Below are 24,289 nucleotides of genomic sequence, written 5' to 3'. Positions count from 1 at the left end.
TTCTGCGCGCGCGCCCGTCGTGTGCGGTTGACACACAAAGTGGTTTGCAGTACAAAGTAGTTATGACCATGAACTCCACCCCACCAGTTGACGACGAGCCCCTGCAGAGCCCCGACGAGGCGCTCGCACTCATCCGCGAGCAGCAGCGGTCGGTCGAGCGCGAGCAGCTCGGCGGTGTTCCGTGGATCCTCGGCGTGTGGGCAGTCGCGTGGGGCCTCGGCTTCCTCGCGCTCTGGTCGGGATACGACGGCGGCAACCCGTGGTTCCAGCTACCGCTCCCGCTCGCGGGCTCGATCTTCGGTGCGTTGCTCGTCGCGGCGATCGTGACATCGGCCGTCGTTGGTGCGCGCATCGGTCGCGGTGTGCGCGGCGATTCGGCGTTCTCGGGTGCGATCTACGGCGTCAGCTGGGTGGTGGGCTCGGCCGCGGTGTTCGTGACCGGTATCGCCCTGTCGAGAGCGGGTGCCGACGGCGCCCTCCTCTCGCTCTACTACCCGGCGGCGTACGCTCTCGTGGCCGGTCTCATCTATCTCATGGGGGCGGCACTTTGGCGCTCCCTCGATCAGCTCGTGCTGGGCGTCATCATCGCCGTGGTCGGTGCGGTAGCCCCGCTCTTCGGCGCGCCGACCAACAACCTCGTCATGGCCGTGCTCGGCGGCGGCGCATTCCTCGTCGCGGCGATCGTCATGCGGGTGTCGCTGAGCAGGCGAGCCCGATGACCGACCTCGACCCGGTCATCCATGCCGCTGCGCGGTTGCGCATCACGGCGACGCTCGCCTCTCTCGAGCCGGGGGACCGCATCACGTTCCCGCGGCTACAGGAGCTGCTCGACATGACCGCGGGCAACCTGTCGACGCATCTGCGGAAGCTTGAGGAGGCCGAGTACGTGGCCGTCGAGAAGAGCCACCAGGGCCGCACGCCCGTCACGTTCGTCACCCTCACCCGGCGCGGCCGTCGCGCCTTCGAGGACTACACCGATGCACTGCGCGCAGTGCTGGGAGGAGAAGAATGACCACCCTCGCCCGCCTCGACTCCGTCACGCGACGGTTCGGGTCGACGACCGCGCTCGACGCGGTGAGTCTCGAGATCCGCTCCGGCGAGATCCTCGGCCTGCTCGGCCCGAACGGCGCCGGCAAGTCGACGATGCTCACGCTCCTGCAGGGCCGCCGCCGACCGACGTCGGGAACCGTCGAGCTGTTCGGCGGCGACCCGAGCCTTGCGCGCTTCCGCGCCGAGCTCGGCAGCACTCCGCAGGAGACGGCGCTGCCCGACACCCTGCGCGTGAGCGAGGTCATCGACCTCGTCGCCGCGCACTTTCCCGACCGCGTGCCGACGGCGCAGCTGGCCGAGGAGTTCGGCTTCGCGGATCTGCTGCGCCGCCAGTGCGGGGCGCTGTCGGGCGGCCAGAAGCGCCGCATCGCGGTCGCGCTCGCCTTCGCGGGCCGCCCTCGCCTAGTGCTGCTGGACGAGCCGACGACGGGCCTCGATGTGGATGCTCGCCATGGGCTGTGGGCGGCGATCCGACGCCACCGTGCCGACGGTGCGACGGTCGTCGTGACGAGCCACTACCTGGAGGAGATCGAGGCGCTCGCGGATCGCGTCGTCGTGATCGACCAGGGCCGGGTGCTCGCCGATGACTCGCTCGACGCCGTGCGCTCGCGGGTCGAGTCGTCCATCGTGTCGCTTCGCTCGCCGAGCGCGCAGCGCATCGCCGAGCTCGCGGGCGTCGTGCGCGCCGAGCGTGCCGAGGGTGGGGAGGCCTCAGGCGACGGTACTGACCGCCTCGACCTCACGGTCGCCGACTCCGACGAGTTCGTGCGCACTCTCGTGACCTCGGGTCTGCCGTTCGAGCGTCTCGCGGTGCGCGGGGCGAGCCTCGAGGAGGCCTTCCTCGCTCTGACCGTGTCCACCCCCGCATCGCCCGAGAGGATCCCCGTATGACCGCCGCCGCTGACACCCGCGACCCAGTGACCCGCGCCCCGGAGACCCGTGCCTCCGGTCGCGTGTCGATGGTGAAGCTCTACGGCATGCACGTGCGCGCGCTCCTGTTGGAGACGCTGCGCGTGCCGATCGCGATCATCGGCTCGATGGTCTTCCCCGCGATGTCGCTCCTGTTCTTCGTCGTGCCGAATCGGGCGGTGGCGGACGACCCCGTGCTGGCGACGCAGGCGGTCATCTCCCTGTCGGTGTTCGCGGTCATGGTGAGCGCGCTGTTCAATCTGGGGCTCACGATCGCGGAGAACCGCGAGAAGCCGTGGGACCCGTACTTGCGCAGTCTCCCGCTGCCGCCCGCGGTGCGCATCAGCGCCCAGCTCACGGCGACGAGCGCGCTGAGCTTCGCGTCGATGATTCCCGTGCTGCTGGTGGGGGCGTTCGCGACGGCGGCGACGGTGTCGGCGAGCGGACTGCTGCTCGGGCTCGTGGTTCTCGCGCTCACGAGCATCCCGTTCCTGCTGCTGGGCGCGGCGATCGGCTACGCGTTCCCGTCGAAGGCGGCGATCGCGGTGATCCAGGTGGGCATGTTCGGCTTCGCGTTCGCGGGCGGGCTGTTCTTCCCGCCGCAGTTCTTCCCCGATTGGCTCGACGCTCTCTCGCGGTTCATCCCGGCGCGGCATGCGCGAGAGCTCGTGATCAGCGCGGTCGACGGCACGGCGCCGGATCTCTGGATGCTCGCGGGCGCGCTCGCGTGGACCCTCGCCGCCGCCGCCCTCGTGCTGTGGCTCTACCGCCGCGACGAGGGGCGCCGCTACCGCTGAGCCCGCGGGTGGGCGCTGGCCTGCGCCCGCCCGCCGGCGCCCACCCCTGCGCCGCCCACCCGGGCAGCGCGACGTCCACTCCTCTACCTCCCGCTCCTCGTTTCGCCGCCGTCGTCTCCGCCCCTTCCCCTCCTTCCGCTCCCTCCACCGCGGGCAAGGTTCCTCCGGTATCCCCGTTTCGCGAGTGTGCCTCTCACGGCACATGCCTCAGCAGGCACACTCGCCCAATGCACACCCTCTTCCTCCTGGCTCAGCCCGTGCGATGGCGCATCATCGAGATTCTCGCGAGTGGCGAGCACGCTTCTGGCGAGATCGCGAACGCCGTGCAGACCGAGCGCGGTGTCGGGCGTGAAGCGATCTCGAAGCACCTGTCGCTGCTCGCTCGGGCTGGGCTCGTCATCAGCCGTCCCGCGGAGAACGTGCGTGTCTATCGGCTGAGCCCTCGTGTCATTGGCGCCCTCTCCGCCCTCATCGAGCGCATCCTCGAGCTGCGTGAGGGGGCGCAGTACGACGACCTCGACCTCGACGGCCACGAGTACGACATCGGCCACGAGCCGGCACCGAGCTGGAAGGACGACGACCCCGAGTTGTGCTGGTGCATCAGGAGGTCGAGCGCTCTCGAACGCTCTTGCCGCGCACGGCGGCGCGTAATGTATACGAAATAGACCGTAGGGTTGGGTTTGCTCGACTCAGTAGCGAACAATGTATACAGTAGAGGAATGGTCGACACGAGCGAGCGATTGCAGCGCGCAACGCCGGGCGCGGGCCCGCGTGCACGCGCCAGTCGCTCCGCGGCCGATCGCGTCCTCGCGACGCTGCGCGCCGAGATCGTCGACGGAACCCTGACGCCTGGCACGCCCCTCACCGAGGCTCAGCAGGCGGAGCGCCTCGGCGTCAGCCGCACGCCGGTGCGCGAAGCACTCGCACGACTCATCGCCGACGGACTCGTCGAGGAGCGCGGCCCCCGCACTCTCCTCGTCAGCAGCATCAACCCCGACGACGTCGTCGCGCTCTTCGAACTGCGCACCACGCTCGACGAGCAGGCCGCGCGCCTCGCCGCGCGCCGCGCGACCCACGATGACCGCGCCGAGTTCCGCGCGCTCGCCGCACGCTTCGGGTCCGTCACCGTTGAATTCCTTCGCGACGACGACACCAGCCGCCACGGCTACTACGCTCTCGTCGCCGCCTTCGACGCCGCCATCGACACCGCGCTCGGCGGGCGCAGCACCTATCTCGCGGCCGCGATCGAGAGCGTGCGCCTGCACCTCGCGCGCGTACGCCGCCTCGCGCGCGACGACGACGCACGCCTGCTCACCGCCGCCGCCGAGCACCGCGCCATCGCCGACGCGATCGCCGACGGCGACCCCGAACGCGCAGTCGCCGCCACCCGGCTGCACTTGCATAACGCGCTCACGAGCATCCAGAGCCACCTCACCTCTCACGACCGTCAGGAGAACCCGTGAAGACCTACGAGATCCGCACCCACAAGAGCAGCGAGCACCTGCCCCCGAGCGAGCAGCTCGCCGGCCGCCTCGCCGACCTTGCCGCCGACACCACCCGACCCCTCGACGAGGCCGCCGTCGACATGGTCATCAACCGCGTCATCGACAACGCCGCCGTCGCCGTCGCGAGCCTCGGCCGCGCGCCCGTCGTCGCCGCGCGCGGTCAGGCGGAAGCCCACCCCCACAGCCCCGGTGCCACCGTCTTCGGCCTCGAGCAGACCCAGCGAGTCAGCCCTGAATGGGCCGCGTGGGCCAACGGTGTCGCGGTGCGCGAGCTCGACTACCACGACACCTTCCTCGCCGCCGACTACTCGCACCCCGGCGACAACATCCCGCCGATCCTCGCCGTCGCCCAGCACACGGGTGCGGACGGCGCCGCGCTCCTGCGCGGCATCCTCACCGGCTACCAGATTCAGATCGACCTCGTGCGTGCCATCTGCCTGCACGAGCACAAGATCGACCACGTCGCCCACCTCGGCCCGAGCGCCGCCGCCGGCATCGGCACCCTCCTCGGTCTGCCGAGCGCGACGATCTTCCAGGCCATCGGCCAGGCACTCCACACGACGACGGCGACCCGCCAATCGCGCAAGGGCGAGATCTCCACGTGGAAGGCGCACGCCCCCGCCTTCGCCGGCAAGATGGCCGTCGAGGCCGTCGACCGGGCGCTGCGCGGCCAGACCAGCCCCAGCCCCATCTACGAGGGCGAGGACGGCGTCATCGCGTGGCTCCTCAGTGGCCCGGATGCTCGCTACCAGGTGCCGCTGCCCGAGAAGGGCGAACCGCTCACGAGCATCCTCGACAGCTACACGAAGGAGCACTCGGCCGAGTATCAGGCGCAGGCTTGGATCGACCTCGCGCGCCGCCTCGGCGCCGAGCGGCCCGAACTGCGCGACCCCGCGAACGTGCAGCAGATCGTGCTGCACACGAGCCACCACACGCACTACGTCATCGGCTCCGGCGCGAACGACCCGCAGAAGTACGACCCGACCGCGAGCCGCGAGACCCTCGACCACTCGATCCCGTACATCGTCGCGGTAGCCCTGCAGGACGGCGGCTGGCACCACGTCGACTCCTACGCGCCCGAGCGTGCCGCCCGCCCCGACACGGTCGAGCTGTGGCAGAAGATCACGACCGTCGAAGACAAGGAGTGGACGCGCCGCTACCACTCGCTCGACCTGAGCGAGAAGGCCTTCGGCGGCCGCATCGAGATCGAGTTGACGAACGGCGAGCGGGTGGTCGAGGAGATCGCCGTCGCCGACGCGCACCCTCAGGGTGCTCGGCCCTTCGGCCGCGCCGAGTACGTGGCCAAGTTCCGGATGCTCGCGCAGGGCATCCTCGACGAGACCGAGATCGAGCGCTTCCTCGATGTCGCCGAACGGCTGCCGCAGCTGACCGCCGCCGAGCTCAGCGGCCTCACCGTGACACCCAGCGCCCCCGTCCCCGTCGCCCCGAAGGGACTCTTCTGATGCTGTCGACGACCACCACGCCCACGCAGCGCCGTCAGGCCTTCCGAGCGGGACTCGCGAGCGGCGAGCTGCAGGTCATGCCCGGCGCGTTCACGCCGCTGAGCGTGCGCCTCATCCAGGAGAAGGGCTTCCACGGCGCCTACATCTCCGGCGCCGTCATGGCCGCCGAGCTCGGGCTGCCCGACATCGGCCTCACGACGCTCACCGAGGTCGCCCAGCGCGCGCACCAGATCAGCCGCATGAGCGACCTGCCGACGCTCGTCGACGCCGACACGGGCTTCGGCGAGCCCATGAACGTGGCTCGCACCGTGCACGAGCTCGAAGACGCGGGCGTCGCGGGCCTCCACCTCGAAGACCAGGTCAACCCCAAGCGGTGCGGGCACCTCGACGGCAAGGCCGTCGTCGACGCCGACACGGCGGTCAAGCGCATCCGCGCGGCCGTCGACGCGCGCCGCGACGCAGACCTCGTCATCATGGCCCGCACCGACCTTCGCGGAGTGGAGGGTCTCGACGCCGCACTCGACCGCGCCAAGGCCCTCCAGGACGCCGGGGCCGACGCGATCTTCCCCGAGGCGATGGCGAGCCTCGACGAGTTCGCGGCGATGCGCGCCGCCGTCGACGTGCCGATCTTGGCCAACATGACCGAGTTCGGCAAGAGCGAACTCTTCACGCACCAGCAGCTGCACGATGTCGGCGTGAACCTCGTCATCCACCCCGTCTCGCTCCTGCGCATCGCCTTCGGGGCGATCGAGCGTGGGCTCGACACTCTGCTCACCGACGGCACCCTCGACGCGGAGGTGCCGAGCATGCAGACTCGGGGGAGGCTCTACGAGCTGCTCGACTACGAGGCGTACAACGCCTTCGACGCGAGCATCTATACCTACAACGGCCGCTGAATGCGGCCTCGCCCTACACCGGCCGCTAGACCCAGCAGTCGGTTGCGACATCAGCAGAACCGAGCGAAGGAGAGCAGCATGACGGACGAGATCAAGAAGGGGCTCGCGGGCGTCGTCGTCGACGAGACTGCTGTGTCGAAGGTGAACCCCGAGACCAACTCGCTGCTGTACCGCGGCTACCCCGTGCACGAGCTCGCCGAGCGCTGCACGGCCGAGGAGGTCGCCTACCTGCTGTGGCACGGAGAACTGCCCGACGAGCGCCAGCTCGCCGAGTTCGAGACGCTCGAGCGCTCGATGCGGCACCTCGACCCGACCGTGAAGGACGCGATCGACGCGCTGCCGCTCAGCGCCCACCCCATGGACGTCGTGCGCACGGCGGTGAGCGTGCTCGGAGCCCTCGATGAGACCTTGACGACCGACGCCACGTGGATCGATGCCGACCTCACGCTCGAGCGGAGCATCCGGATGTGGGCGCAGCTGCCCGCGATCGTCGCCTACGCCCAGCGCCGCCTGCGCGACGAGGACCTCGTGGAGCCGCGCGACGACCTCGGCTACTCGGCGAACTTCCTGCACATGACCTTCGGCGAGGTGCCCGAGCTCGTCGTCGTCGAGGCCTTCGACGTGTCGATGATCCTGTACGCGGAGCACTCCTTCAACGCTTCCACCTTCACGGCGCGCGTCATCGCGTCGACGCTGAGCGACGTGTACTCGGCGGTCACGGGCGCGATCGGCGCTCTCAAGGGCCCCCTGCACGGCGGCGCCAACGAGGCTGTGCAGAACGTCTTCGAGGAGATCGGCTCGGCCGACGGCGCGCAGGCCTGGCTGGATGCCGCGCTCGCCGAGAAGCGCAAGATCATGGGCTTCGGCCACCGCGTGTACAAGAACGGCGACTCGCGCGTGCCGACGATGCGCGCGGCCCTCGCGACGCTCGTCGAGCACTACGAGCGGCCCGAGGTGCTCGACCTGTACAACGCGCTCGAGACCGCGATGGGGGAGGCGAAGAACATCAAGCCGAACCTCGACTACCCGTCGGGCCCCGCCTACAACCTCATGGGTTTCGATACGGCGCTCTTCACGCCCCTGTTCATCGCCGCGCGCGTCACAGGATGGACGGCGCACGTGCGCGAGCAGCTCGCCGCGAACGCGCTCATCCGCCCGCTGAGTCTGTACACCGGGCCCGAGGAGAGGCACGTTCCCGCCGCATCCTGAGTGCGGTCGCGTACGAGTGCGAGAGGATGGCGGGATGACTGACGCACTTCCTATCCCGAACCTGACCCTCTCCGACGGCAAGACGATCCCGCAGCTCGGGTTCGGCGTGTTCCTCGTCGAGCCCGACGAGGCCGAGCGCGTCGTGAGCGAGGCCCTCGAGGTCGGCTACCGCCACATCGACACCGCCCGCGTCTACAAGAACGAGGAGGGCGTGGGTCGCGCGATCGCGAAGAGCGGCATCCCGCGCGAGGAGCTGTTCATCACGACGAAGCTGTGGAACAGCGACCAGGGCGCCGACACGACGCCCGCCGCGCTCGACGCGAGCCTCGAGCGCCTCGGCCTCGACTACGTCGACCTCTACCTCATCCACTGGCCGGCGCCGAAGTACGGCAAGCACGTGGAGACGTGGCAGGCGATGGTGGAGCTGCGCGAGACGGGCAAGGCCCGCTCGGTCGGCGTCTCGAACTTCCTCGAGAAGCACCTCGACGACATCGCCGCCGTCTCCGACGTGTCGCCCGTCGTCAACCAGATCGAGCTGCACCCGGCGTTCCAGCAGCGCGCCCTGCGGGCGCACCAGGAGCAGTGGGGGATCCGCACCGAGTCGTGGGGCCCCCTCGGGCAGGGCAAGTACGAGCTCGCCGAGCTGCCCGGTCTGACCGACATCGCGGCGAGCCACGGCAAGAGCGTGCAGCAGGTCGCGATCCGCTGGCACCTGCAGGAGGGCCTCATCGTGTTCCCGAAGACGACGCAGCGCGAGCGCATGGTCGAGAACGCCGCCGTGTTCGACTTCGAGCTCTCGGCTGACGAGATGGCGACGATCGCCGCCGCCGACCGCGACCAGCGCGTGGGATCCCACCCCGACACCACCGACTTCTAGCGCGCCGTCTCCTCTGACGGCACATCTCACCCGTTCTGGAGCACGTCGCCCGTTCCGGACCCGGTGAGGTGTTCCCGAGCGGGTGGAAGCTCGCCGACACGGTTCCCGACCCGTCTGTGAGCCCGCGGCCGTAGGGTGTCGGCCATGGCTCGCCGACTCGAGAACGCCGTCAGCCCGTACCTGCGCTCGCACGCTGACAACCCCGTCGACTGGTGGCCGTGGGGCCACGACGCCTTCGTGGAGGCCCGGCGACGCGACGTACCGGTGATGATCTCGATCGGCTACGCCACGTGCCACTGGTGCCATGTCATGGCGCGGGAGACGTTCAGCGACCCGGCCATGGGCGAGTGGCTCAACGAGCGCGTGGTGAGTATCAAGGTCGACCGCGAGGAGCATCCGCAGGTCGATGCCGCCTACCTCGCGGCGGCGGGCACGTTCAGCGAGCAGCTCGGGTGGCCGCTCACGGTGTTCGCGACGCCCGAGGGCCGCACGTTCTACGCGGCGACCTATCTGCCGCCCGAGCCGATGCAGGGCATCCCGTCGTTCCGGCAGGTGACCGAGGCGGTGCTGGAGGCGTGGACGGAACGTCGCGACGACGTTCTGCAGAGCGCGGAAGGGCTGCAGGATGCTCTGCGCGAGGCCACCCGCCGCGACGCAGGTGCCCTGCCGACGGCGGAGCAGCTCGGCGACGCCGTGACCGAACTTATCGGGTTCGAGGACCGCGAGTTCGGCGGGTTCGGCGGGGCGCCCAAGTTCCCGGTCGCGCCCGTGCTGCTGTTCCTGCAGGCGCAGGGTTCAACGGGAGACGACGACGCGGCTGCGCTCGCGCAGCGCACCCTCGAGCGACTCGCCGCGAGCCTGCTGTGCGACCCCGTCGAAGGCGGCTTCTTCCGCTACGCGACCCGGCGCGATTGGAGCGAGCCGCACTACGAGCGCATGCTCTACGACAACGCGCTCCTGCTCGAGGCCTATGCCCGTGCGGGGCTCGAGCAGCCCGCCGCCGGCATCGTCGACTTCTTCGGTGTGGTGTTGCGCGTGCCGGGTGGGCTCGCCTCGGGGCAGGACAGCGAGAGCGTGCTCGATGGCGAGCGCAGCGAGGGCGGCTACTACTCGCTGACGGCGGCTGAGCGCGCTGAGGTCGACCCTCCTGCGCTCGACGACAAGGTGCTCACAGCGTGGAACGGGCTGGCGATCGGCGGCCTCGCCGTCGCAGGACGACGTCTCGTGAATGCCCGCGTGGCCGAGCGCGCCCGTGCCCTCGCCGTCGAGCTCGCCGACGAGCTGCTCGCCGGTCACCGGCTGCCCGACGACGAGCACGGACGGGCACGGCTCGCCCGCGCGAGCCGCGACGGGCGCCTCTCTGATGCCGCGGCGACGCTCGAGGACTACGGCGACCTCGCTGTGGGCCTGCTCGAGCTCGCGATCACGACGGGCGACGTGCGCTGGGCACGTGAGGCGCGCGCGCTCATCGACGCGTGCATCGTTCCGCCGGATGAGAGCCAGGGGCCGCTCGTGCGCCCGCCCGGAGGCGACGACGCGACGCTCGTCGCCCACGGGCTCGCCTCGGTCGACGACCCTCAGGAGGGTGCGGCGCCGAGCGGCACGGCCGCGCTCTCGCGCGCGGCACTCCTGCTGCACCAGCTCACCGCGGAGCCGCGCTACCGCTCGCTCGCCGAGGGGCTCGTCGGGCCGCTCGGGGCGCTCGCGGTCTCCCGGCCGATCGGGTTCGGGGCGACGCTCGCGGTCGCGACGGCGCTCGCTCGGCCGTCACGACAGCTCGTGGTGGTGAGCCGCGAGGGCGCATCCGACGACGACCTCAGGCACTACGCGCGCGCAACGGACGACGCCGGAACTGTTGCGCTCGCTGTCACGAGCGCGCAGGCCACGGAGTGGGTGTCGGCAGGGTTCGCCCTGCTCGCCGATCGGGTCGCGCTGGACGGTCGCACCACCGCCTATCTCTGCACGGACTTCGTCTGCGGACTACCGGTGACGTCCCTGCACGACCTCACCGGGCAGGAGTGAGAGCGGCCCTCAGTCGGCGAGCAGCTCGCGCAGCGCCGTGCCCGAGGGGGCGCGCGGGGCGAAGTCGGGGCCGTCGACGAGCGCGAAGCGGGCATCCGGTGACGTCTCGTCGGTGATGTCCCACCACGCCCACGCGAGTGCACCGGCCGCGTGGCCCTCCGCCCAGGAGTAGGCCTCGCGCAGAAACACGTCGCCTCCGTCGCTCTGCCCGAACTCCGCGACCAGGACGGGCACTCGGTCGGCGAGCGGTTCGAGCTCGCGCTCCCAGCAGGCACGGTCGGCGCAGCGCTGGTCGGGGTAGAGGTGCACGCCCGCGATGAGCTGGTCGTCATCGGGGGCCGCCGCTGCCCAGCCGCGCAGGTCGTTCGCGTAGTCGATACCGCTCAGCACGAGTGGCTGCGTCGCCCCGGCGGAGCGCACCGCGTCGACGAGAGCGATCATGCCGACCGCGGTATAGGTCTCGCCGCTGTGGTTCTGAACGCGGTCGTTCTCCACCGGCACTGCGCACCCACCGTCGGCCCAGCACGACCAGTCGAGCTCGAACACCCACTCCCCGGCGTCGGTGTCGAAGCGCGAGTGCGGCTCGTTGACGAGGTCGAAGATCACGCCGCGGTGCTTGCGGTACTCGCTCGCGACCGAGCTCCAGAACTCGATCGAGCCCACGTCGGGCATCGGTCGCAGGCCGTCGGCGGGCACGCCGGCGGGAGCGCTCCAGTGCAGGTCGAGCACGACCACGAGCCCCGCCTGCGTGAGGCGCCCCACCCATTCGCGCACACTCGCCCGGTACTCGGCGCCCGTGCCGAAGGCGATCGCGGGCCGGTCGTCGAACCAGCAGTCCTGATTGAGCGGGATGCGCACCGCGGTCATTCCCCACTCGGTCATGGCGGCGACGGCCGCATCGACGTCTCCGCCGTCGTTGTGGCCTCGACCCTGAATGCACGCGTACTCGAAGCCCGGCCAGTTCGCACCGAGCAGCGCGAGGGTGTCACCGGTGCTGCGGTCGATGAGCTCAGCGCCGCGTACGCCGACGACAGGCGCCGCGGGTGTGGCGCTCGCGAGGGCGTGACCGGCCTGCCGTGCGGGCCGCTCGAGCCACCCGAGCGCGAGCGCGAGGGTGCCGAGTGCCGCGACGCCGAGAAGGAGCACGCCGACAGTCGAGAGCGCGATCGAGCGCCGCAGTCGAGTTCGGCGAGTGCGTTCGGTCATGGGTCCAGTCTGACCCCTGGACGGCCGTGCGAGCGGGAGGGAGAGGTCAGCGCACCTGGCGGCGCGAGCTGATCACGCCCGTGTCGAAACCCATGAGGTGCAGCCCGCCGTGGAAGCGTGCGTGCTCGACCTTGATGCAGCGATCCATGACGACCGTGAGCCCCTGCTCCTCACCGTAGACGGCGGCCTCCTCGTTCCAGATGCCCAGCTGCACCCAGACGGTGGAGGCGCCGATGGCGAGCACGTCGTCGATCACGGAGGGGATGTCGCTCGCCTTGCGGAACACGTCGACGATGTCAGGAACCTCGGGCAGGGAGGCGAGATCCGGGTAGGCGGGTTGACCCAGGATCTCGCTCGCGTTCGGGTTGACGAAGTACACGCGGTAGTCACTCGACTGCTGCAGATAGGTGCCCACGAAGTACGAGGAGCGCGCGGGGTTGGGCGAGGCGCCGACGATCGCGATCGACTTCGCGCGGCGCAGGATGCCCAGCCGCTCCTTCGCGCCGGGCCCCACCCAGGTGCGCTGAGACTTGAGCAGCTTGGCGAGCGGCGAGCTCGCGGGAATCGCGCACGTGAGCCCGTTGGCGAGCGTGACCGTCTCGGTACCGGAACCCTCAGAAACAGCGGTGTCGGACATCCTCATGCTCCCTTCGCAGCGTCGAGCGCCTGGTCGAGGTCGTCGATGATGTCGGCGACGTCCTCGATACCGACACTCAACCGCACGAGGCCCGGCCCGATTCCCGCCTCGACGAGCTGCTGCTCGGTGAGCTGCGCGTGCGTCGTGGAACCGGGGTGGATGATGAGCGTCTTCGCGTCGCCGATGTTGGCGAGGTGGCTTGCGAGCTGCACGTTCTCGATGACCTTCTGGCCAGCCGCGCGGCCCCCGGCGACGTCGAAGCTGAAGACCGCGCCCGGCCCGAGCGGCAGGTACTGCTGGGCGCGCTCGTGGTGGCGGTGCGAGGGGAGCCCCGCCCAGTGGACGGCCTCGACGCGGTCGTCGGCGTCGAGCCACTCCGCGACCGCGCGGGCGTTGTCGATGTGCGCCTGCATGCGGTACGGCAGCGTCTCGACGCCCTGCGCGAGCAGGAAGGCCGAGTGCGGGGCGAGAGCCGGCCCGATGTCGCGCAGCTGCTCGGCGCGCAGGCGGGTGAGGAAGGCGTACTCGCCGAAGTTGCCGTGCCACGTGAGCCCGCCGTAGTGCGGCACGACCTCCTCGAAGAGCGGGAAGGTGTGGTTCGACCAGTCGAAGCGGCCCGACTCGACGACCACGCCGCCGAGGGTCGTGCCGTGCCCGCCGAGGAACTTCGTCGCCGAGTGCACGACGATGTCGGCCCCCCAGTCGATGGGGCGGCACAGGTAGGGGGTCGCGATGGTCGAGTCGATGACGAGGGGGATGTCGGCTGCGTGCGCGACGTCGGCGAGCCCGGCGATGTCGGCGACGTCGCCGCTCGGGTTGGCGACGGTCTCGGCGAAGACGAGCTTCGTGCGGCCGGGAATGATCGCCGCGGCGTAGTCGGCGGGGTCGTCGCTCGCCACGAAGGTCGTGTCGATGCCGAAGCGGCGCAGGGTTACGTCAAGCTGCGTGATGGACCCGCCGTAGAGGTTCGAAGAGGCGACGATGTGGTCGCCCGCGCCCGCAAGGGAGGCGAACGTCACGAACTGCGCGCTCAGGCCGCTCGCCGTCGCGACCGCGCCGAGACCGCCTTCGAGGCTCGCGATGCGCTCCTCGAAGCTCGCCACGGTGGGGTTCGCGAGTCGCGAGTAGATGTTGCCGTACTTCTGCAGGGCGAAGCGCGCGGCGGCATCCTCGGTCGAGTCGAAGACGAACGCGCTCGACTGGTAGATCGGCATGGCGCGGGCGCCTGTCGCCGAGTCGGGCACGTTGCCCGCGTGGATCGCGCGGGTCCTGAATCCGTATTCGCGGTCGGCCATCCCTCCAGGCTAGGCGAGCGGATGCTCAGGGCCGAGCAGGCGCGTTACGCAACGTAACCTTCGCCTCTCAGGGACGGGAGCCGGTCGACACCGCGTCGTGTGCCGGGCTGCGGTCAGCCGCGCCGGAGTCTGGGGTGTCTCGGGATTCGAGGATGCGGAAACTGAACCAGACGGCGGCGACCACGAGGCAGAATGCCACGAACACAGCGATCCAGAGCAGGAGGGGAGCGCCGTCGTCGAGCGTCTCGGAGGTGGGCAGTACGAGGAGCGCGAACGCGACCGCGGTCGGCCCGGCGAGGGCGACCCACACTCGCTTGTCCGCGTCGAACAGGTCCTTCCCGTCGAGGAACGCGAGGGGCAGGAGCGCCACGAGGAGACCCGTGAGCCCTTCGTGAACAGTGGCGATGAGGGTCTCGATGACGAAGACGGAGGCGACGTTCGCCTCGGCAGCGGGTATCGCGCCGTCGAGCCATGAGTAGCCGAGCCAGGCGAGAAGAGCGATGGCGAGAGTGACGAGCATGCGTGTCACGATCGCTCTCTGATGATCCTCCCGACGCGCGGTGGAGGCGAGCTCGAGCCCGAGCACGAGGCCGATGAGCAGCCCGGGGCTGAAGTCGAGCATGCGTGAGGCGAGTACGCCGAGCACCGCGATCACGATGGCTCCCGGCTGAGTGATGATCGCGCTCGAAACGTGCCAACGGCGGCCGAGGAGTGCCGCCGTAATGCGTTGCGGCAGGTGGACGACGAGGATGAGGCCGATCGCCAGGGACGCGACGAGGCGCAGCGAGGTCAGGTCGAAGCCGAACTGGGGGTCGGCGAAGCCAAAGGCGATGCTGGTGAGGATGATGACGACGGCGGGTGACGAGGTCCAGGCCGGCATGACTCGCAGCGCTCGCCGCAGTCGGGCCAGCAGGGGGAGCGACCATGCATACATCCAGCGCCACCGGTGGGCGTTGCGCTCGAGAGTCGAGTTGAGGATCTCGGCGGGAATGGCGACGAGGAGGAGGAAGAGGGCGCCGATGCCCCCGGCGACCGCGAGGATGAAGGGGTCGCGCCACACGGTCGCGAGGGTGATCATCCCCGAGCTGAGTGCGCTCGGGGTGGCGGGGTCGTTGCGGTCGGTGGGCGCGAGCGTCGGATCGACCGTGCGCTCGGGGGTTGCGCGCTCGGCGAGCGACTCGGTCGGAAGATCGAGGCGAGCGTCGTCGGTCGGCGCTGGGGTCGGCTCGCGCGGTGTGCGCTCGTCGGTTCGCTCGGTCTCTGGCGCGCGCTCCGTCTCGGTGCCGGGCGAGGTCGGCTTGTCCGCTGGCGGGGGGTTCGGTCCCGGCTCGGGCTTGGGCTTTGGCTCGGGTTCTGGTTCTGGTTCTGGTTCTGGATCCGGTTCTGGTTCTGGTTCTGGTTCTGGTTCTGGATCCGGTTCGGGTGCCGCTGCCGCATGCTGGACGGCCGGCGGCACCACGACGAAGTGATTGCCGACCACCGTGCGGGTGGAGCCGCTGGTCTCGGTCGCGCGCAGGTGGTGGTCGCCGAGGACGCTTCCGCTACTGAGCCGGCAGCTCCACGCTGTGGAGCCTTCCTGCACGCCCGCGCACGCCGCCGTGACGCTCTGCCACCCGCCCCCACGCGGCGGCCGCAGCTCGACGACGACCGTGCTCTCCGCGCTCTTCGTGCCGCTGATGCTGACAGCAGTGTTCTGCAGCACCTGGGTGGAGGTGAGCGAGAGACTCATGCTCGTGGCGATCGCGGCGCCTGCTCCGCCGAGGGAGAGCGCGCCCGCGAGTCCGAGGCTCACGATCGCGCGCAGTGGGAACGCGCGCCGACGAGCGCGCGGGCGCGGCAGGAGACGGGGTTCCATGCTCAAGGTGGCGACTTTCGGGTGGGCGAGGCCATGGAGTGCGGGTGTCGTGAGCATATTCCGTGCGTGCGATGGTGCACCAGTGTAATTTTTCGCCCGCGTGCACGGCGTCCCCCAGGAGGACGGCGTCCCCCAGGAGGAGGGAACAATATCCGCCATCCGGGGGAGGCGGCCCCACGCAGTGCACTCCTAGTGTCGATGGCATGAGCGAGTCGACTGCGCCCCCGACCCCTGCCCCCGCGACGGGCCCGACTTCTCGTCGCGACCGTGCTCTCGCGCCCGATGTCGCGCGCGGCCTCGTGCTGCTCGGCATCGCGGTGGCGAACGTTCCGTTCCTGCTGTGGGGTCGCGAGGTCGGCCTGCTGTTCAAGCCGGTGACGGATGCTCCCGCCGACCCCTGGGTCAACGCCGCGGTCGCTCTGCTCGCCGACAACCGCAGCTACCCGCTCTTCGCACTGCTCTTCGGCTACGGCCTCACGCAGATCCTCTCGCGTGAGCATGCGCGCGGAACGGAGTGGCGGGGAGTGCGGCGCCTTCTGGTCAGCCGCAACCTGTGGCTCATCGCCTTCGGCGCCGCGCACGGAGTGCTGCTCTTCTTCGGCGACATCCTCGGCGCCTACGGTCTGCTCGGCCTCGCTCTCGTGCTGCTCATCCGGGTGTCGGGCAAGGTGCTCGCGATCGTGGGGTGGATCTCGTTCGGCGTGCTCGCGATCACGGGCTTCGCCGAGGGGCTGACGGGTCTCATCGGCAAGGCCGGGGGAGTCGAGGCGGGGCTCGTGGCGTTCTCCTCGCCGGGTGCCGACACGTACCTCCTCGCGACGCTGCAGCGGGCGCTCGAGTGGTCTCTGGGCCTTCTCGCGATCCCCTTCGGCGGCTTCGGGCTGCTGGCGCCGATGATTCTGGGCATGTGGGCGGCGCGGCGGCGCATGCTCGAGGAGCCCGCGCGTCACCGTCGCGCACTCGGTCTCATGGCCGGCATCGGCGTGCCCGTGTCGCTGCTCGGCGCTCTGCCGATGTCGCTCGCGCTGCTGGGTGTCTGGGAGCCGGGCATCCTGGGGGAGCCCTTCATCGCGATGCTGCACGTGGTGACGGGCGCGATCGGCGGCGCCGGATACGTGGCCCTCATCGCCCTCATCGTCGGGGGCGCCGGCACGGGCGGCCCGATCTCGCGCCTCTTCGCGGCGCTCGGCCAGCGCTCGCTCAGCGGCTACCTGACCCAGTCGGTCGTGTTCCTCATCCTGTTCGCGCCGTACACCCTGGGCCTGGGCGGCGTCGTCTCGGTGGCCGAGGCGACGCAGATCGCCGTGCTCACGTGGCTGGGCACGCTCATCATCGCGGGCGTCCTGGGTGCGGTCGACAAGCCCGGGCCGGCCGAGTGGCTCTACCGCCGCATCGTCTACCGGCGCCGGCCCGCGCTCCCCGCTCCCGCGCCCGAGGTTCCGCGCTAGATCCAGCTGGGCAGCCAGTAGTGCATGCGCAGGAAGTCGAGCGGTATCGGCGTGCCCGTCCACAGGGGCAGGAAGAACGCGCTCACGATCACGAGCATGGTCACGAAGGCCACCACGAGGGCGGTGCCGAGGCGGCGGCGCTCCGGGCTGTCCGACGGCCGACCCCGCACGGCTGCGAGCACGCTCACGAGCGCGAGCACGAGGAACGGCGTGATCACGATCGTGTAGAAGAAGAACGTCGTGCGCTCGGGGTAGAGCATCCACGGCAGGTATCCCGCCGCGACTCCTGTGAGGATGACGGCGATCACCCAGGGCGAGCCCACGAAGGGGAGGGGAGGCGCGGCCGGCGGCTCCGTGCCCGCCGTCACCGCGACCGGCCGTGGTCGCCGCACGCGCCACACGGCGATGCCGCAGCCCACGAGGATGACGAGTACCGCGGCGACCGACCCCCACCACAGCAGCGGGTTCGGGATGCCCGTGAGCGCTTCGGCCGTGCCGTCGCCCCGGTCGAGGTAGTGCATGTAGGTAGGGCGCAGCAGCAGCGGCCACCCGGCGGCCGGCGCCTCGTAGGGGTGCGGTGACGACTCCCCGACGTGGTAGCCGTAGACACTCTGCTGGTAAGCCCACCAGTTCTGCAGAGCATCCGGAGCGCTGCCCAGGATGCCCGGCCACCGCTCGGCCGCGTCGATCGTGCGCGACCGCCCGTAGCCGCCGCTCGTCGCGAACCACCCCCACCACGTGACGAGGTGCGCGGCCGCGGCGGCCGGGATAGTGAGCAGGACGCTCAGCGGTGCCTGACGCAGCAGCGTGCCGCTCGCCCACAGCGCCACTCCCGCGCGGCGCCGGTCGATCGCGTCGGCGACGACGGTGAGCACGGCGAACGCGGCGAACAGGTAGAGCGCGCTCCACTTCACCGACACCGCGAGGCCGAAGAGCACGCCGGCCGCGAGCAGCCAGGGGCGCGCGAGCATCGCCGGCCCCCAGTCGGTCGACCGGCCGGCGGCTCGTCGCGCGTCGAGCCAGCGCGCTAGACGGGCGCGCGCCGTGCGGCGATCGAGCACGATCGCGATGACGGCGAGCACGACGACGAGCGCCAGCACGCCGTCGAGCAGGGCGACCCGGCTCATGACGATGGCGTTGCCGTCGATCGCGAGCAGGCCCCCGGCGAGGACCGTGAGCGCGAGCTGGCGCCACAGCAGGTGGGCGAGCAGCATGAGGGCGACGACGAGGAGGACGCCCGACACGGCGACGCCGAACCGCCAGCCGTAAGGCGAGGCCGGGCCGAAGGCGAGCATCCCGAGGGCGATGACCCACTTGCCGAGCGGCGGATGCGCGACGAACGCGGCGCCGTCAGTCACCGCCGGCGGCGTTCCGGCAGCGAATGCCTCATCGGCGCCGTCGGGCCAGCGGCCCTCGTAGCCGAGCTCGAGCAGCGACGCGGCGTCCTTCACGTAGTACGTCTCGTCGAAGACGAGGACCCCCGGCTGGTCGAGCGCGATGAGGCGGGTGGCGGCGGCGACGCCGAGCACGGCGGCGGGCATCCCGACCCGCAGGAGGCGCTCTCGGGTGACCACGCGCCCATGCTAGGGGTGTCGGCGGGGGTGGCGGTGGGAGGATGGCGGGATGATCGTGCTCGCGGCGACGCCCATCGGCAACCTCGGCGACGCGAGCCGACGCCTCATCGAGTCGCTCGAGTCGGCCGAGCTCGTCGTGGCGGAGGACACCCGCACGGCCGCGCACCTGCTGCGCGCCCTCGGCATCGAGAACCGGCCGCGGCTGGAGGCCCTGCACGAGCACAATGAGCGCGAGCGCTCGGCCGACCTCGTCGAGCGGGCGCGCGAGAGCGACATCCTCGTGCTGACCGACGCGGGGATGCCCGGCATCAGCGACCCCGGCTACATCCTCGTCGAGGCCGCCATCGCCGCCGACGTGCGCGTCACGGCGCTGCCCGGGCCGAGCGCGGTGCTCACGGCGCTCGTGCTGAGCGGCCTGCCGACCGACCGCTTCGCGTTCGAGGGGTTCCTGCCGCGCAAGGGCCGCGCCGGCGCGCTGCGCGCCCTCGCCGCGGAGCCGCGCACCCTCGTGTTCTTCGAGGCGCCCCACCGCATCGCCGCGGCGCTCGCCGACGCTCGGGACGCCTTCGGCGCCGAGCGCCGCGGCGCCGTCTGCCGCGAGCTCACCAAGCGCTACGAGCAGGTCGCGCGCGGGTCGCTGGCCGAGCTCGCTGAGCAGTTCGCCGAGGGTGCCCGGGGTGAGATCGTGCTCGTCGTCGAGGGGGCGCGCGTGAGCGACGCCGATCTGCCGACCGCGGTCGACGAGGTGCTCGCGCGCACCGCCGCGGGGGAGCGGCTCAAGGACGCCGCCGCCGCGGTCGCCGACGCCACCGGGCTCGGCAAGCGCGAGCTGTATGAGGCGGCGCTCGCCGTACGCCGCCGCTGACCCCGGCCGCACCAGCCGCAGCCAGAGCCCGGCCAGCGCCCGGTCAACGCCCCGCCCCGCCGTCACAGTCAGGAGCCCGCCCGTAGGATGGGGGCATCATGGCCGCCGCTGACACCTTCTCCATCTCGACGCCGATCTTCTACGTCAACGATGCGCCCCACATCGGGCACGCGTACACGGAGGTCGCCGCCGACGTGCTCGCGCGGTGGAACCGGCAGAGCGGGCGCGACACCTGGTCGCTCACGGGCACGGACGAGCACGGTCAGAAGATCCTGCGCACGGCCGTCGCGAACGGCGTGAGCCCCAAGGAGTGGGCCGACAAGCTCGTCGACGAGGCCTGGGTGCCGTTGCTCAAGACGATCGACATCCAGAACGACGACTTCATCCGTACGACGGAGGACCGCCACGAGAGCGTCGTGCAGGCCTTCCTGCAGAAGCTGTACGACACGGGCTTCATCTACGACGGTGAGTACGAGGGCTTCTACTGCGTCGGCTGCGAGGAGTTCAAGCAGCACGGCGACCTCGTCGAGGGTGCCGGTGAGTTCGACGGCCAGCTCGTGTGCCCCATCCACGGCCGCCCGGTCGAGGTGCTCAAGGAGAAGAACTACTTCTTCCGCATGAGCGACTTCCAGCAGCGTCTGCTCGACCTGTACGAGTCGCAGCCGGACTTCCTCCAGCCCGACAGCGTGCGCAACGAGATCGTGTCGTTCGTGCGCCGCGGCCTCGATGACCTCTCCATCTCGCGCCAGAGCTTCGACTGGGGCGTGCGCGTGCCGTGGGACGACAGCCACGTCGTCTACGTGTGGTTCGACGCCCTGCTCAACTACATCTCGGCCCTCGGCTGGGAGCCGACGGCTGACGCTCCCGCGTTCGAGCGCTTCTGGCCGAGCAACCACATCGTGGGCAAGGACATCGCGCGGTTCCACTCCGTCATCTGGCCGGCGATGCTTATGGCCGCCGACCTGCCGGTGCCGCGCCGCGTCTTCGCGCACGGCTGGCTGCTCGTGGGCGGCGAGAAGATGTCGAAGTCGAAGCTCACGGGCATCGCGCCGAGCCAGATCACCGACGTGTTCGGCTCGGATGCCTTCCGCTACTACTTCCTGCGCGCCATCAACTTCGGGCAGGACGGCTCGTTCAGCTGGGAGGACCTCAGCGCGCGATACCAGGCCGAGCTCGCGAACGGCTTCGGCAACCTCGCCTCCCGCGTCGTGTCGATGGTGGGCCGCTACTGCGACGGCATCCTGCCCGCCGCGACCGAGGTGACCGCGGCTGAGGAACGCATCCACGAGGTGCTCGCGAGCGCCGTCGCCCGAGCCGAGGGCGCGATGGACCGCTTCGCGATCCACGAGGCGCTCGCGGCGATCTGGACGGTCGTCGACGAGCTCAACGGCTACCTCACCGAGCAGGAGCCGTGGAAGGTCGCGAAGGACGAGGAGCGCACCGCGCGCCTCCACACGATCCTCTACACCGCAGCGGACGGCCTTCGCGCCCTCGCCGTGCTGCTGTCGCCCGTGACCCCGCAGGCCACCCAGAAGCTGTGGCGGGCCCTCGGCGCCGAGAGCGCCCTCGGCTCGCTCACCGACCAGCGCATCCCCGACGCCGGGGTGTGGGGCCAACTGCCCGCCGGCGCCGTGGTGTCGCCCATGGAGGGACTGTTCCCCCGCATCGAGCAGGAGGCGGCCGTCTAACGACGTCGCGCCGATCGGCCGGGGAGAGAAGGAGAGACTCATGAGTGATCCAGTCGACCCGCACGTGCGCACGCGCGCCGCGATGGAGGATTCCAGTCGCGACCTGAGCTACCCACCGAGCCCCGAGGCGCTCGTCGTGCCCGTCTACGACAACCACACGCACCTCGAGATCGCCGACGGTGAGAACCCGCTGCACTACCGCGAGCACCTCGACCGAGCGTCCGCCGTGGGCGTGCGCGGCGTCGTGCAGGTGGGCACCGACGTCATCACGAGCCGCTGGTCGGCCGCGGTCGCCGCGCGCGAGCCGCGCGTTCTCGCGGCCGTCGCGCTGCACCCGAACGAGGCGCCCGCTCTCGTCGAATCCGGTGAGCTGGATGCCGCTCTCGCGCAGATCGACGAACTCGCCGCGCAGCCCCGCGTCGTCGCGATCGGTGAGACCGGCCTCGACTTCTTCCGCACCGACAGCGAGAGTGGACGCGCCGCGCAGATCCGCTCCTTCGAAGCGCACATCGAGCTCGCCAAGAAGCACGACCTGGCGCTGCAGATTCACGATCGCGACGCGCACGAGGAGGTCGTGCGCACGCTCCTGCGCGTCGGTGCACCCGACCGCGTGGTGTTCCACTGCTTCAGCGGCGACATCGAGCTCGCGAGCATCCTCGCCGAGCGCGGCTGGTACGCGTCCTTCGCGGGCACGGTGACGTTCAAGAACGCCCGCAACCTGCGCGATTCGCTCGAGATCCTGCCGCGGGCCCTCCTGCTCGTGGAGACGGACGCGCCGTTCCTCACGCCGCACCCGCACCGCGGTCGGCCGAATGGCCCGTACCTGCTGCCCTGGACGATGCGCGCGATCGCCGACCACCTCGGCACCGATCCGTCGATGCTCGCGGCGCAGTTGAGCTCCAACACCGAGCTCGTCTACGGGCACTGGGACGCCGAGCCCGTGACCTCTCCGGGTGACCCGTGGGCTGACCGCATCGAGGAGATTCCCGGTCACCCGGCCGACCTCACCGACGGGCCCGACCACTCGGGTTCCAGCACGTCGGGCTCCGACTCCTCGGGCTCGTGACCCCGCACCGATGACGATCCTGCCGTGAGCGCATTGCTCGGCCCCGCTGAGGTGCGCGAGCTCGCCGACCAGCTCGGCGTGCAGCCCACCAAGCGGCTCGGCCAGAACTTCGTGCACGACGCGAACACGGTGCGGCGCATCGTCGCCGCAGCCGGGCTGCCCGCGGGCGCGACGGTGCTCGAGGTCGGGCCCGGGCTCGGCTCGCTCACGCTCGGGCTGCTCGAGGCCGGGCATCCGGTCATCGCCGTCGAGATCGACGCGCGCCTCGCCGCCCAGCTGCCGCGCACGGTCGAGAAGCTGCAGCCGGATGCTCCGCTCACGGTCGTGACCGCCGACGCCCTGCGCATCGATGCGAAGGCGTTGCACGCGGCCGAGTCTGCCCACCAGCCCGCGCCGCCGACCGCCCTCGTCGCCAACCTGCCGTACAACATCTCGGTGCCCGTGCTGCTGCACCTGCTCGCCACCGTGCCGAGCCTGGAGCGCACTCTCGTCATGGTGCAGGCCGAGGTCGGCCACCGTATTGCGGCACCGCCCGGGTCGAAGGTCTACGGCAGCCCGAGCGTCAAGGCGCGCTGGTACGGGCCGTGGCGCGTGGAGGGCACCATCAGTCGGCAGGTGTTCTGGCCGGTGCCGAACGTCGACAGCGTGCTCGTCGGCATGACGCGCACGGCGCCGCCCGGCTCGGAGGCCGACCGAGTGCGTCTCGGGCAGATCGTCGACGCGGCGTTCGGGCAGCGCCGCAAGATGCTGCGGCAGGCGCTCGCCGAGCTGTACGGGTCGTCGGCCGCCGCGACAGCAGCGCTGCGGGCGGCGGGGCTCGACCCGACGGCGCGCGGCGAGCAGCTCGGCTTCGACGACTTCCTGCGGCTCGCGCAGGCGCCGCGGCAGGCTCCGACCTCGTGACGACCGCGCGACCGGAGGGCGTCGGCCCCGTGCTGGGCTGGCCGGGCGAGCGCCCCGTGCCCGTCATCCTCACCGGTGTCGGGGCGGGCTTCCTCGCCGGCACGCTCCTTCCCGACCTCGCGGAGACTCCGGATGCCGTGGTCGCCACGGTCGTCGCCGTCGCGATCGCGATCACCCTGCTGCCGGTGCCGCTCGCCTCGCTCGGGCGTGCTGTCGTCGGTCGCCGCTTCCTGCTCGCCGTGATCGGGCTGAACATCGTCGTCTCGCCGGTGCTCGCGCTCATCCTGAGTCGCATCGTCTTTCGCGACCCCGACCTGCAGCTCGGCCTGCTGCTCGTGCTGCTCGCCCCCGGCGTCGGCATCGTGGCGATCTTCGTGCGGCGCGCGGGCGGGGCGGTGGAGTCGCTGCTCGCCACAGCGCCTCTCATGCTCGTCATCCAGGCGGTGAGCCTCCCCGCGCTCATGGTGCTCTTCACGGCGGGCGACGGCTTCCTGAGCCTCGACCTCTCACGCCTCCCGCTCGCCGTTCTGCTGGGTATCGTCGCCCCCGCGGCTGCCGTCACCCTGCTGCAGCTCGCGTCCACTCGCGCACCTCGCCTGCAACGCGCGAGTCGGCAGGGGGCGGCACTCGCCGTGCCGGCGACGGCGATCGCGGCAGGGCTCGTCGTGGCGGTCTGGCTTCCGCGCGCGGCGGAGCGCAGCGAGCTGCTCGCGGCCGTCGCGCCGCTGTTCGGCGTCTACCTCATCCTCATGACGCCCGTCGGCATCCTCGTCGGCACCGCTGCGGGCCTCAGCCTCTCGCAGGTGCGCGCCCTCACGTTCAGCGGCGCCGCGCGCAACGGCCTGCTCGTGCTGCCCATCGCGATGGCCTTCGAGGAGGGCTTCGAGCTCATGCCCGTCGTCGTCGCGCTCGGTATCGGCATCGAGGTCGTGGGGCTCTTCGTGTACCGCCTGCTCGTGCCGAGCGTCACGCAGCAGTCGCGCGGCCCCCTCGCGCAGGACTAGGAGACGAGCGCTGTCGCCGC

The 24,289-nt window shown here is 70.9% G+C and carries 22 protein-coding genes; 17 read left to right on the top strand and 5 right to left on the bottom strand.

The genetic code is table 11. The annotated features are described in order from the left end of the window. The first annotated feature begins 62 nt into the window (after nucleotides 1-62). The 11 genes from FK219_RS02965 (at nucleotide 63) to FK219_RS02915 (ending at nucleotide 10,728) form a co-directional block, all read left to right on the top strand. A complete protein-coding gene (locus FK219_RS02965) occupies nucleotides 63-719 on the top strand; it encodes a hypothetical protein (protein ID WP_152582214.1) in 657 nt (218 codons plus the stop codon). After that, nucleotides 716-1,012, top strand: coding sequence for a transcriptional regulator (locus tag FK219_RS02960; RefSeq protein WP_152582213.1), 297 nt, complete (start codon nucleotides 716-718; stop codon nucleotides 1,010-1,012). Before FK219_RS02965 ends, FK219_RS02960 begins: the two co-directional genes overlap by 4 nt. Beyond that, nucleotides 1,009-1,941 (top strand): ABC transporter ATP-binding protein, encoded by a 933-nt coding sequence (locus FK219_RS02955; protein ID WP_152582212.1) that lies wholly within the window; start codon nucleotides 1,009-1,011, stop codon nucleotides 1,939-1,941. The genes FK219_RS02960 and FK219_RS02955 overlap by 4 nt, the downstream gene beginning before the upstream one ends. Then, nucleotides 1,938-2,756 carry an ABC transporter permease gene (locus FK219_RS02950; RefSeq protein WP_235923698.1) on the top strand — a complete coding sequence of 273 codons (819 nt, stop codon included), beginning with the start codon at nucleotides 1,938-1,940 and terminating at the stop codon, nucleotides 2,754-2,756. Before FK219_RS02955 ends, FK219_RS02950 begins: the two co-directional genes overlap by 4 nt. Before the next feature lie 227 nt (nucleotides 2,757-2,983). After that, nucleotides 2,984-3,421 carry an ArsR/SmtB family transcription factor gene (locus tag FK219_RS02945; protein ID WP_152582211.1) on the top strand — a complete coding sequence of 146 codons (438 nt, stop codon included), beginning with the start codon at nucleotides 2,984-2,986 and terminating at the stop codon, nucleotides 3,419-3,421. A 54-nt stretch (nucleotides 3,422-3,475) separates the two neighbouring features. Continuing rightward, on the top strand, nucleotides 3,476-4,219 hold the full coding sequence (locus tag FK219_RS02940; RefSeq protein WP_152582210.1) for a GntR family transcriptional regulator: 744 nt from the start codon (nucleotides 3,476-3,478) through the stop codon (nucleotides 4,217-4,219). After that, a complete protein-coding gene (locus FK219_RS02935; protein WP_152582209.1) occupies nucleotides 4,216-5,724 on the top strand; it encodes an MmgE/PrpD family protein in 1,509 nt (502 codons plus the stop codon). The genes FK219_RS02940 and FK219_RS02935 overlap by 4 nt, the downstream gene beginning before the upstream one ends. Beyond that, a complete protein-coding gene (prpB, locus tag FK219_RS02930; RefSeq protein WP_152582208.1) occupies nucleotides 5,724-6,620 on the top strand; it encodes a methylisocitrate lyase in 897 nt (298 codons plus the stop codon). The genes FK219_RS02935 and prpB overlap by 1 nt, the downstream gene beginning before the upstream one ends. Nucleotides 6,621-6,698: 78 nt before the next feature. Beyond that, the gene (locus FK219_RS02925) at nucleotides 6,699-7,829 is read left to right on the top strand and encodes a bifunctional 2-methylcitrate synthase/citrate synthase (protein WP_152582207.1); all 1,131 of its coding nucleotides are present in this window, start codon (nucleotides 6,699-6,701) and stop codon (nucleotides 7,827-7,829) included. A gap of 34 nt (nucleotides 7,830-7,863) precedes the next feature. Continuing rightward, entirely contained in the window at nucleotides 7,864-8,706 is an 843-nt protein-coding gene (locus tag FK219_RS02920) for an aldo/keto reductase (RefSeq protein ID WP_152582206.1), read from the top strand. A 144-nt stretch (nucleotides 8,707-8,850) separates the two neighbouring features. Then, entirely contained in the window at nucleotides 8,851-10,728 is a 1,878-nt protein-coding gene (locus FK219_RS02915) for a thioredoxin domain-containing protein (protein WP_152582205.1), read from the top strand. 9 nt (nucleotides 10,729-10,737) lie between these two features. On the opposite strand, the gene FK219_RS02910 is transcribed toward FK219_RS02915, so the two are convergent. The 4 genes from FK219_RS02910 to FK219_RS02895 all read right to left on the bottom strand — a co-directional run bounded on the left by FK219_RS02910 (nucleotide 10,738) and on the right by FK219_RS02895 (nucleotide 15,658). Further along, nucleotides 10,738-11,934, bottom strand: coding sequence for a cellulase family glycosylhydrolase (locus FK219_RS02910; protein ID WP_152582204.1), 1,197 nt, complete (start codon nucleotides 11,932-11,934; stop codon nucleotides 10,738-10,740). Nucleotides 11,935-11,980: 46 nt separating this feature from the next. After that, on the bottom strand, nucleotides 11,981-12,571 hold the full coding sequence (locus FK219_RS02905) for a CoA-binding protein (RefSeq protein WP_152582203.1): 591 nt from the start codon (nucleotides 12,569-12,571) through the stop codon (nucleotides 11,981-11,983). Nucleotides 12,572-12,573: 2 nt separating this feature from the next. Further along, a complete protein-coding gene (locus FK219_RS02900; RefSeq protein WP_152582202.1) occupies nucleotides 12,574-13,866 on the bottom strand; it encodes an O-acetylhomoserine aminocarboxypropyltransferase/cysteine synthase family protein in 1,293 nt (430 codons plus the stop codon). A 67-nt stretch (nucleotides 13,867-13,933) separates the two neighbouring features. Then, nucleotides 13,934-15,658, bottom strand: a complete 1,725-nt coding sequence (locus tag FK219_RS02895; RefSeq protein WP_152582201.1) for a hypothetical protein — start codon at nucleotides 15,656-15,658, stop codon at nucleotides 13,934-13,936. A gap of 266 nt (nucleotides 15,659-15,924) precedes the next feature. Between FK219_RS02895 and FK219_RS02890 the strand changes: the two genes are divergently transcribed. Beyond that, nucleotides 15,925-17,169 (top strand): DUF418 domain-containing protein, encoded by a 1,245-nt coding sequence (locus FK219_RS02890; RefSeq protein WP_165638022.1) that lies wholly within the window; start codon nucleotides 15,925-15,927, stop codon nucleotides 17,167-17,169. Here FK219_RS02890 and FK219_RS02885 read toward each other — a convergent pair. Then, a complete protein-coding gene (locus FK219_RS02885) occupies nucleotides 17,166-18,743 on the bottom strand; it encodes a dolichyl-phosphate-mannose--protein mannosyltransferase (RefSeq protein WP_152582199.1) in 1,578 nt (525 codons plus the stop codon). The genes FK219_RS02890 and FK219_RS02885 overlap by 4 nt on opposite strands. A 49-nt stretch (nucleotides 18,744-18,792) precedes the next feature. Here FK219_RS02885 and rsmI point away from each other — a divergent pair, with 49 nt between their 5' ends. From rsmI to FK219_RS02860, 5 genes are all read left to right on the top strand, one after another. Then, nucleotides 18,793-19,608, top strand: a complete 816-nt coding sequence (rsmI, locus tag FK219_RS02880; protein ID WP_152582198.1) for a 16S rRNA (cytidine(1402)-2'-O)-methyltransferase — start codon at nucleotides 18,793-18,795, stop codon at nucleotides 19,606-19,608. Nucleotides 19,609-19,706: 98 nt separating this feature from the next. Further along, a complete protein-coding gene (gene metG / locus FK219_RS02875) occupies nucleotides 19,707-21,296 on the top strand; it encodes a methionine--tRNA ligase (protein ID WP_152582197.1) in 1,590 nt (529 codons plus the stop codon). A gap of 40 nt (nucleotides 21,297-21,336) precedes the next feature. Further along, a complete protein-coding gene (locus FK219_RS02870) occupies nucleotides 21,337-22,362 on the top strand; it encodes a TatD family hydrolase (RefSeq protein WP_152582196.1) in 1,026 nt (341 codons plus the stop codon). Nucleotides 22,363-22,386: 24 nt separating this feature from the next. Then, on the top strand, nucleotides 22,387-23,265 hold the full coding sequence (gene rsmA / locus FK219_RS02865) for a 16S rRNA (adenine(1518)-N(6)/adenine(1519)-N(6))-dimethyltransferase RsmA (RefSeq protein WP_152582195.1): 879 nt from the start codon (nucleotides 22,387-22,389) through the stop codon (nucleotides 23,263-23,265). Beyond that, entirely contained in the window at nucleotides 23,262-24,269 is a 1,008-nt protein-coding gene (locus FK219_RS02860) for a hypothetical protein (protein WP_152582194.1), read from the top strand. The genes rsmA and FK219_RS02860 overlap by 4 nt, the downstream gene beginning before the upstream one ends. Nucleotides 24,270-24,289 lie beyond the last annotated feature (20 nt).

The sequence above is a fragment of the Microcella pacifica genome (genome assembly GCF_009371975.2).
Classification (GTDB): domain Bacteria; phylum Actinomycetota; class Actinomycetes; order Actinomycetales; family Microbacteriaceae; genus Microcella; species Microcella pacifica.
The sequence above is the reverse complement of the archived record's forward strand: the minus strand, read 5'-3'. Positions and strand labels throughout refer to the sequence as shown.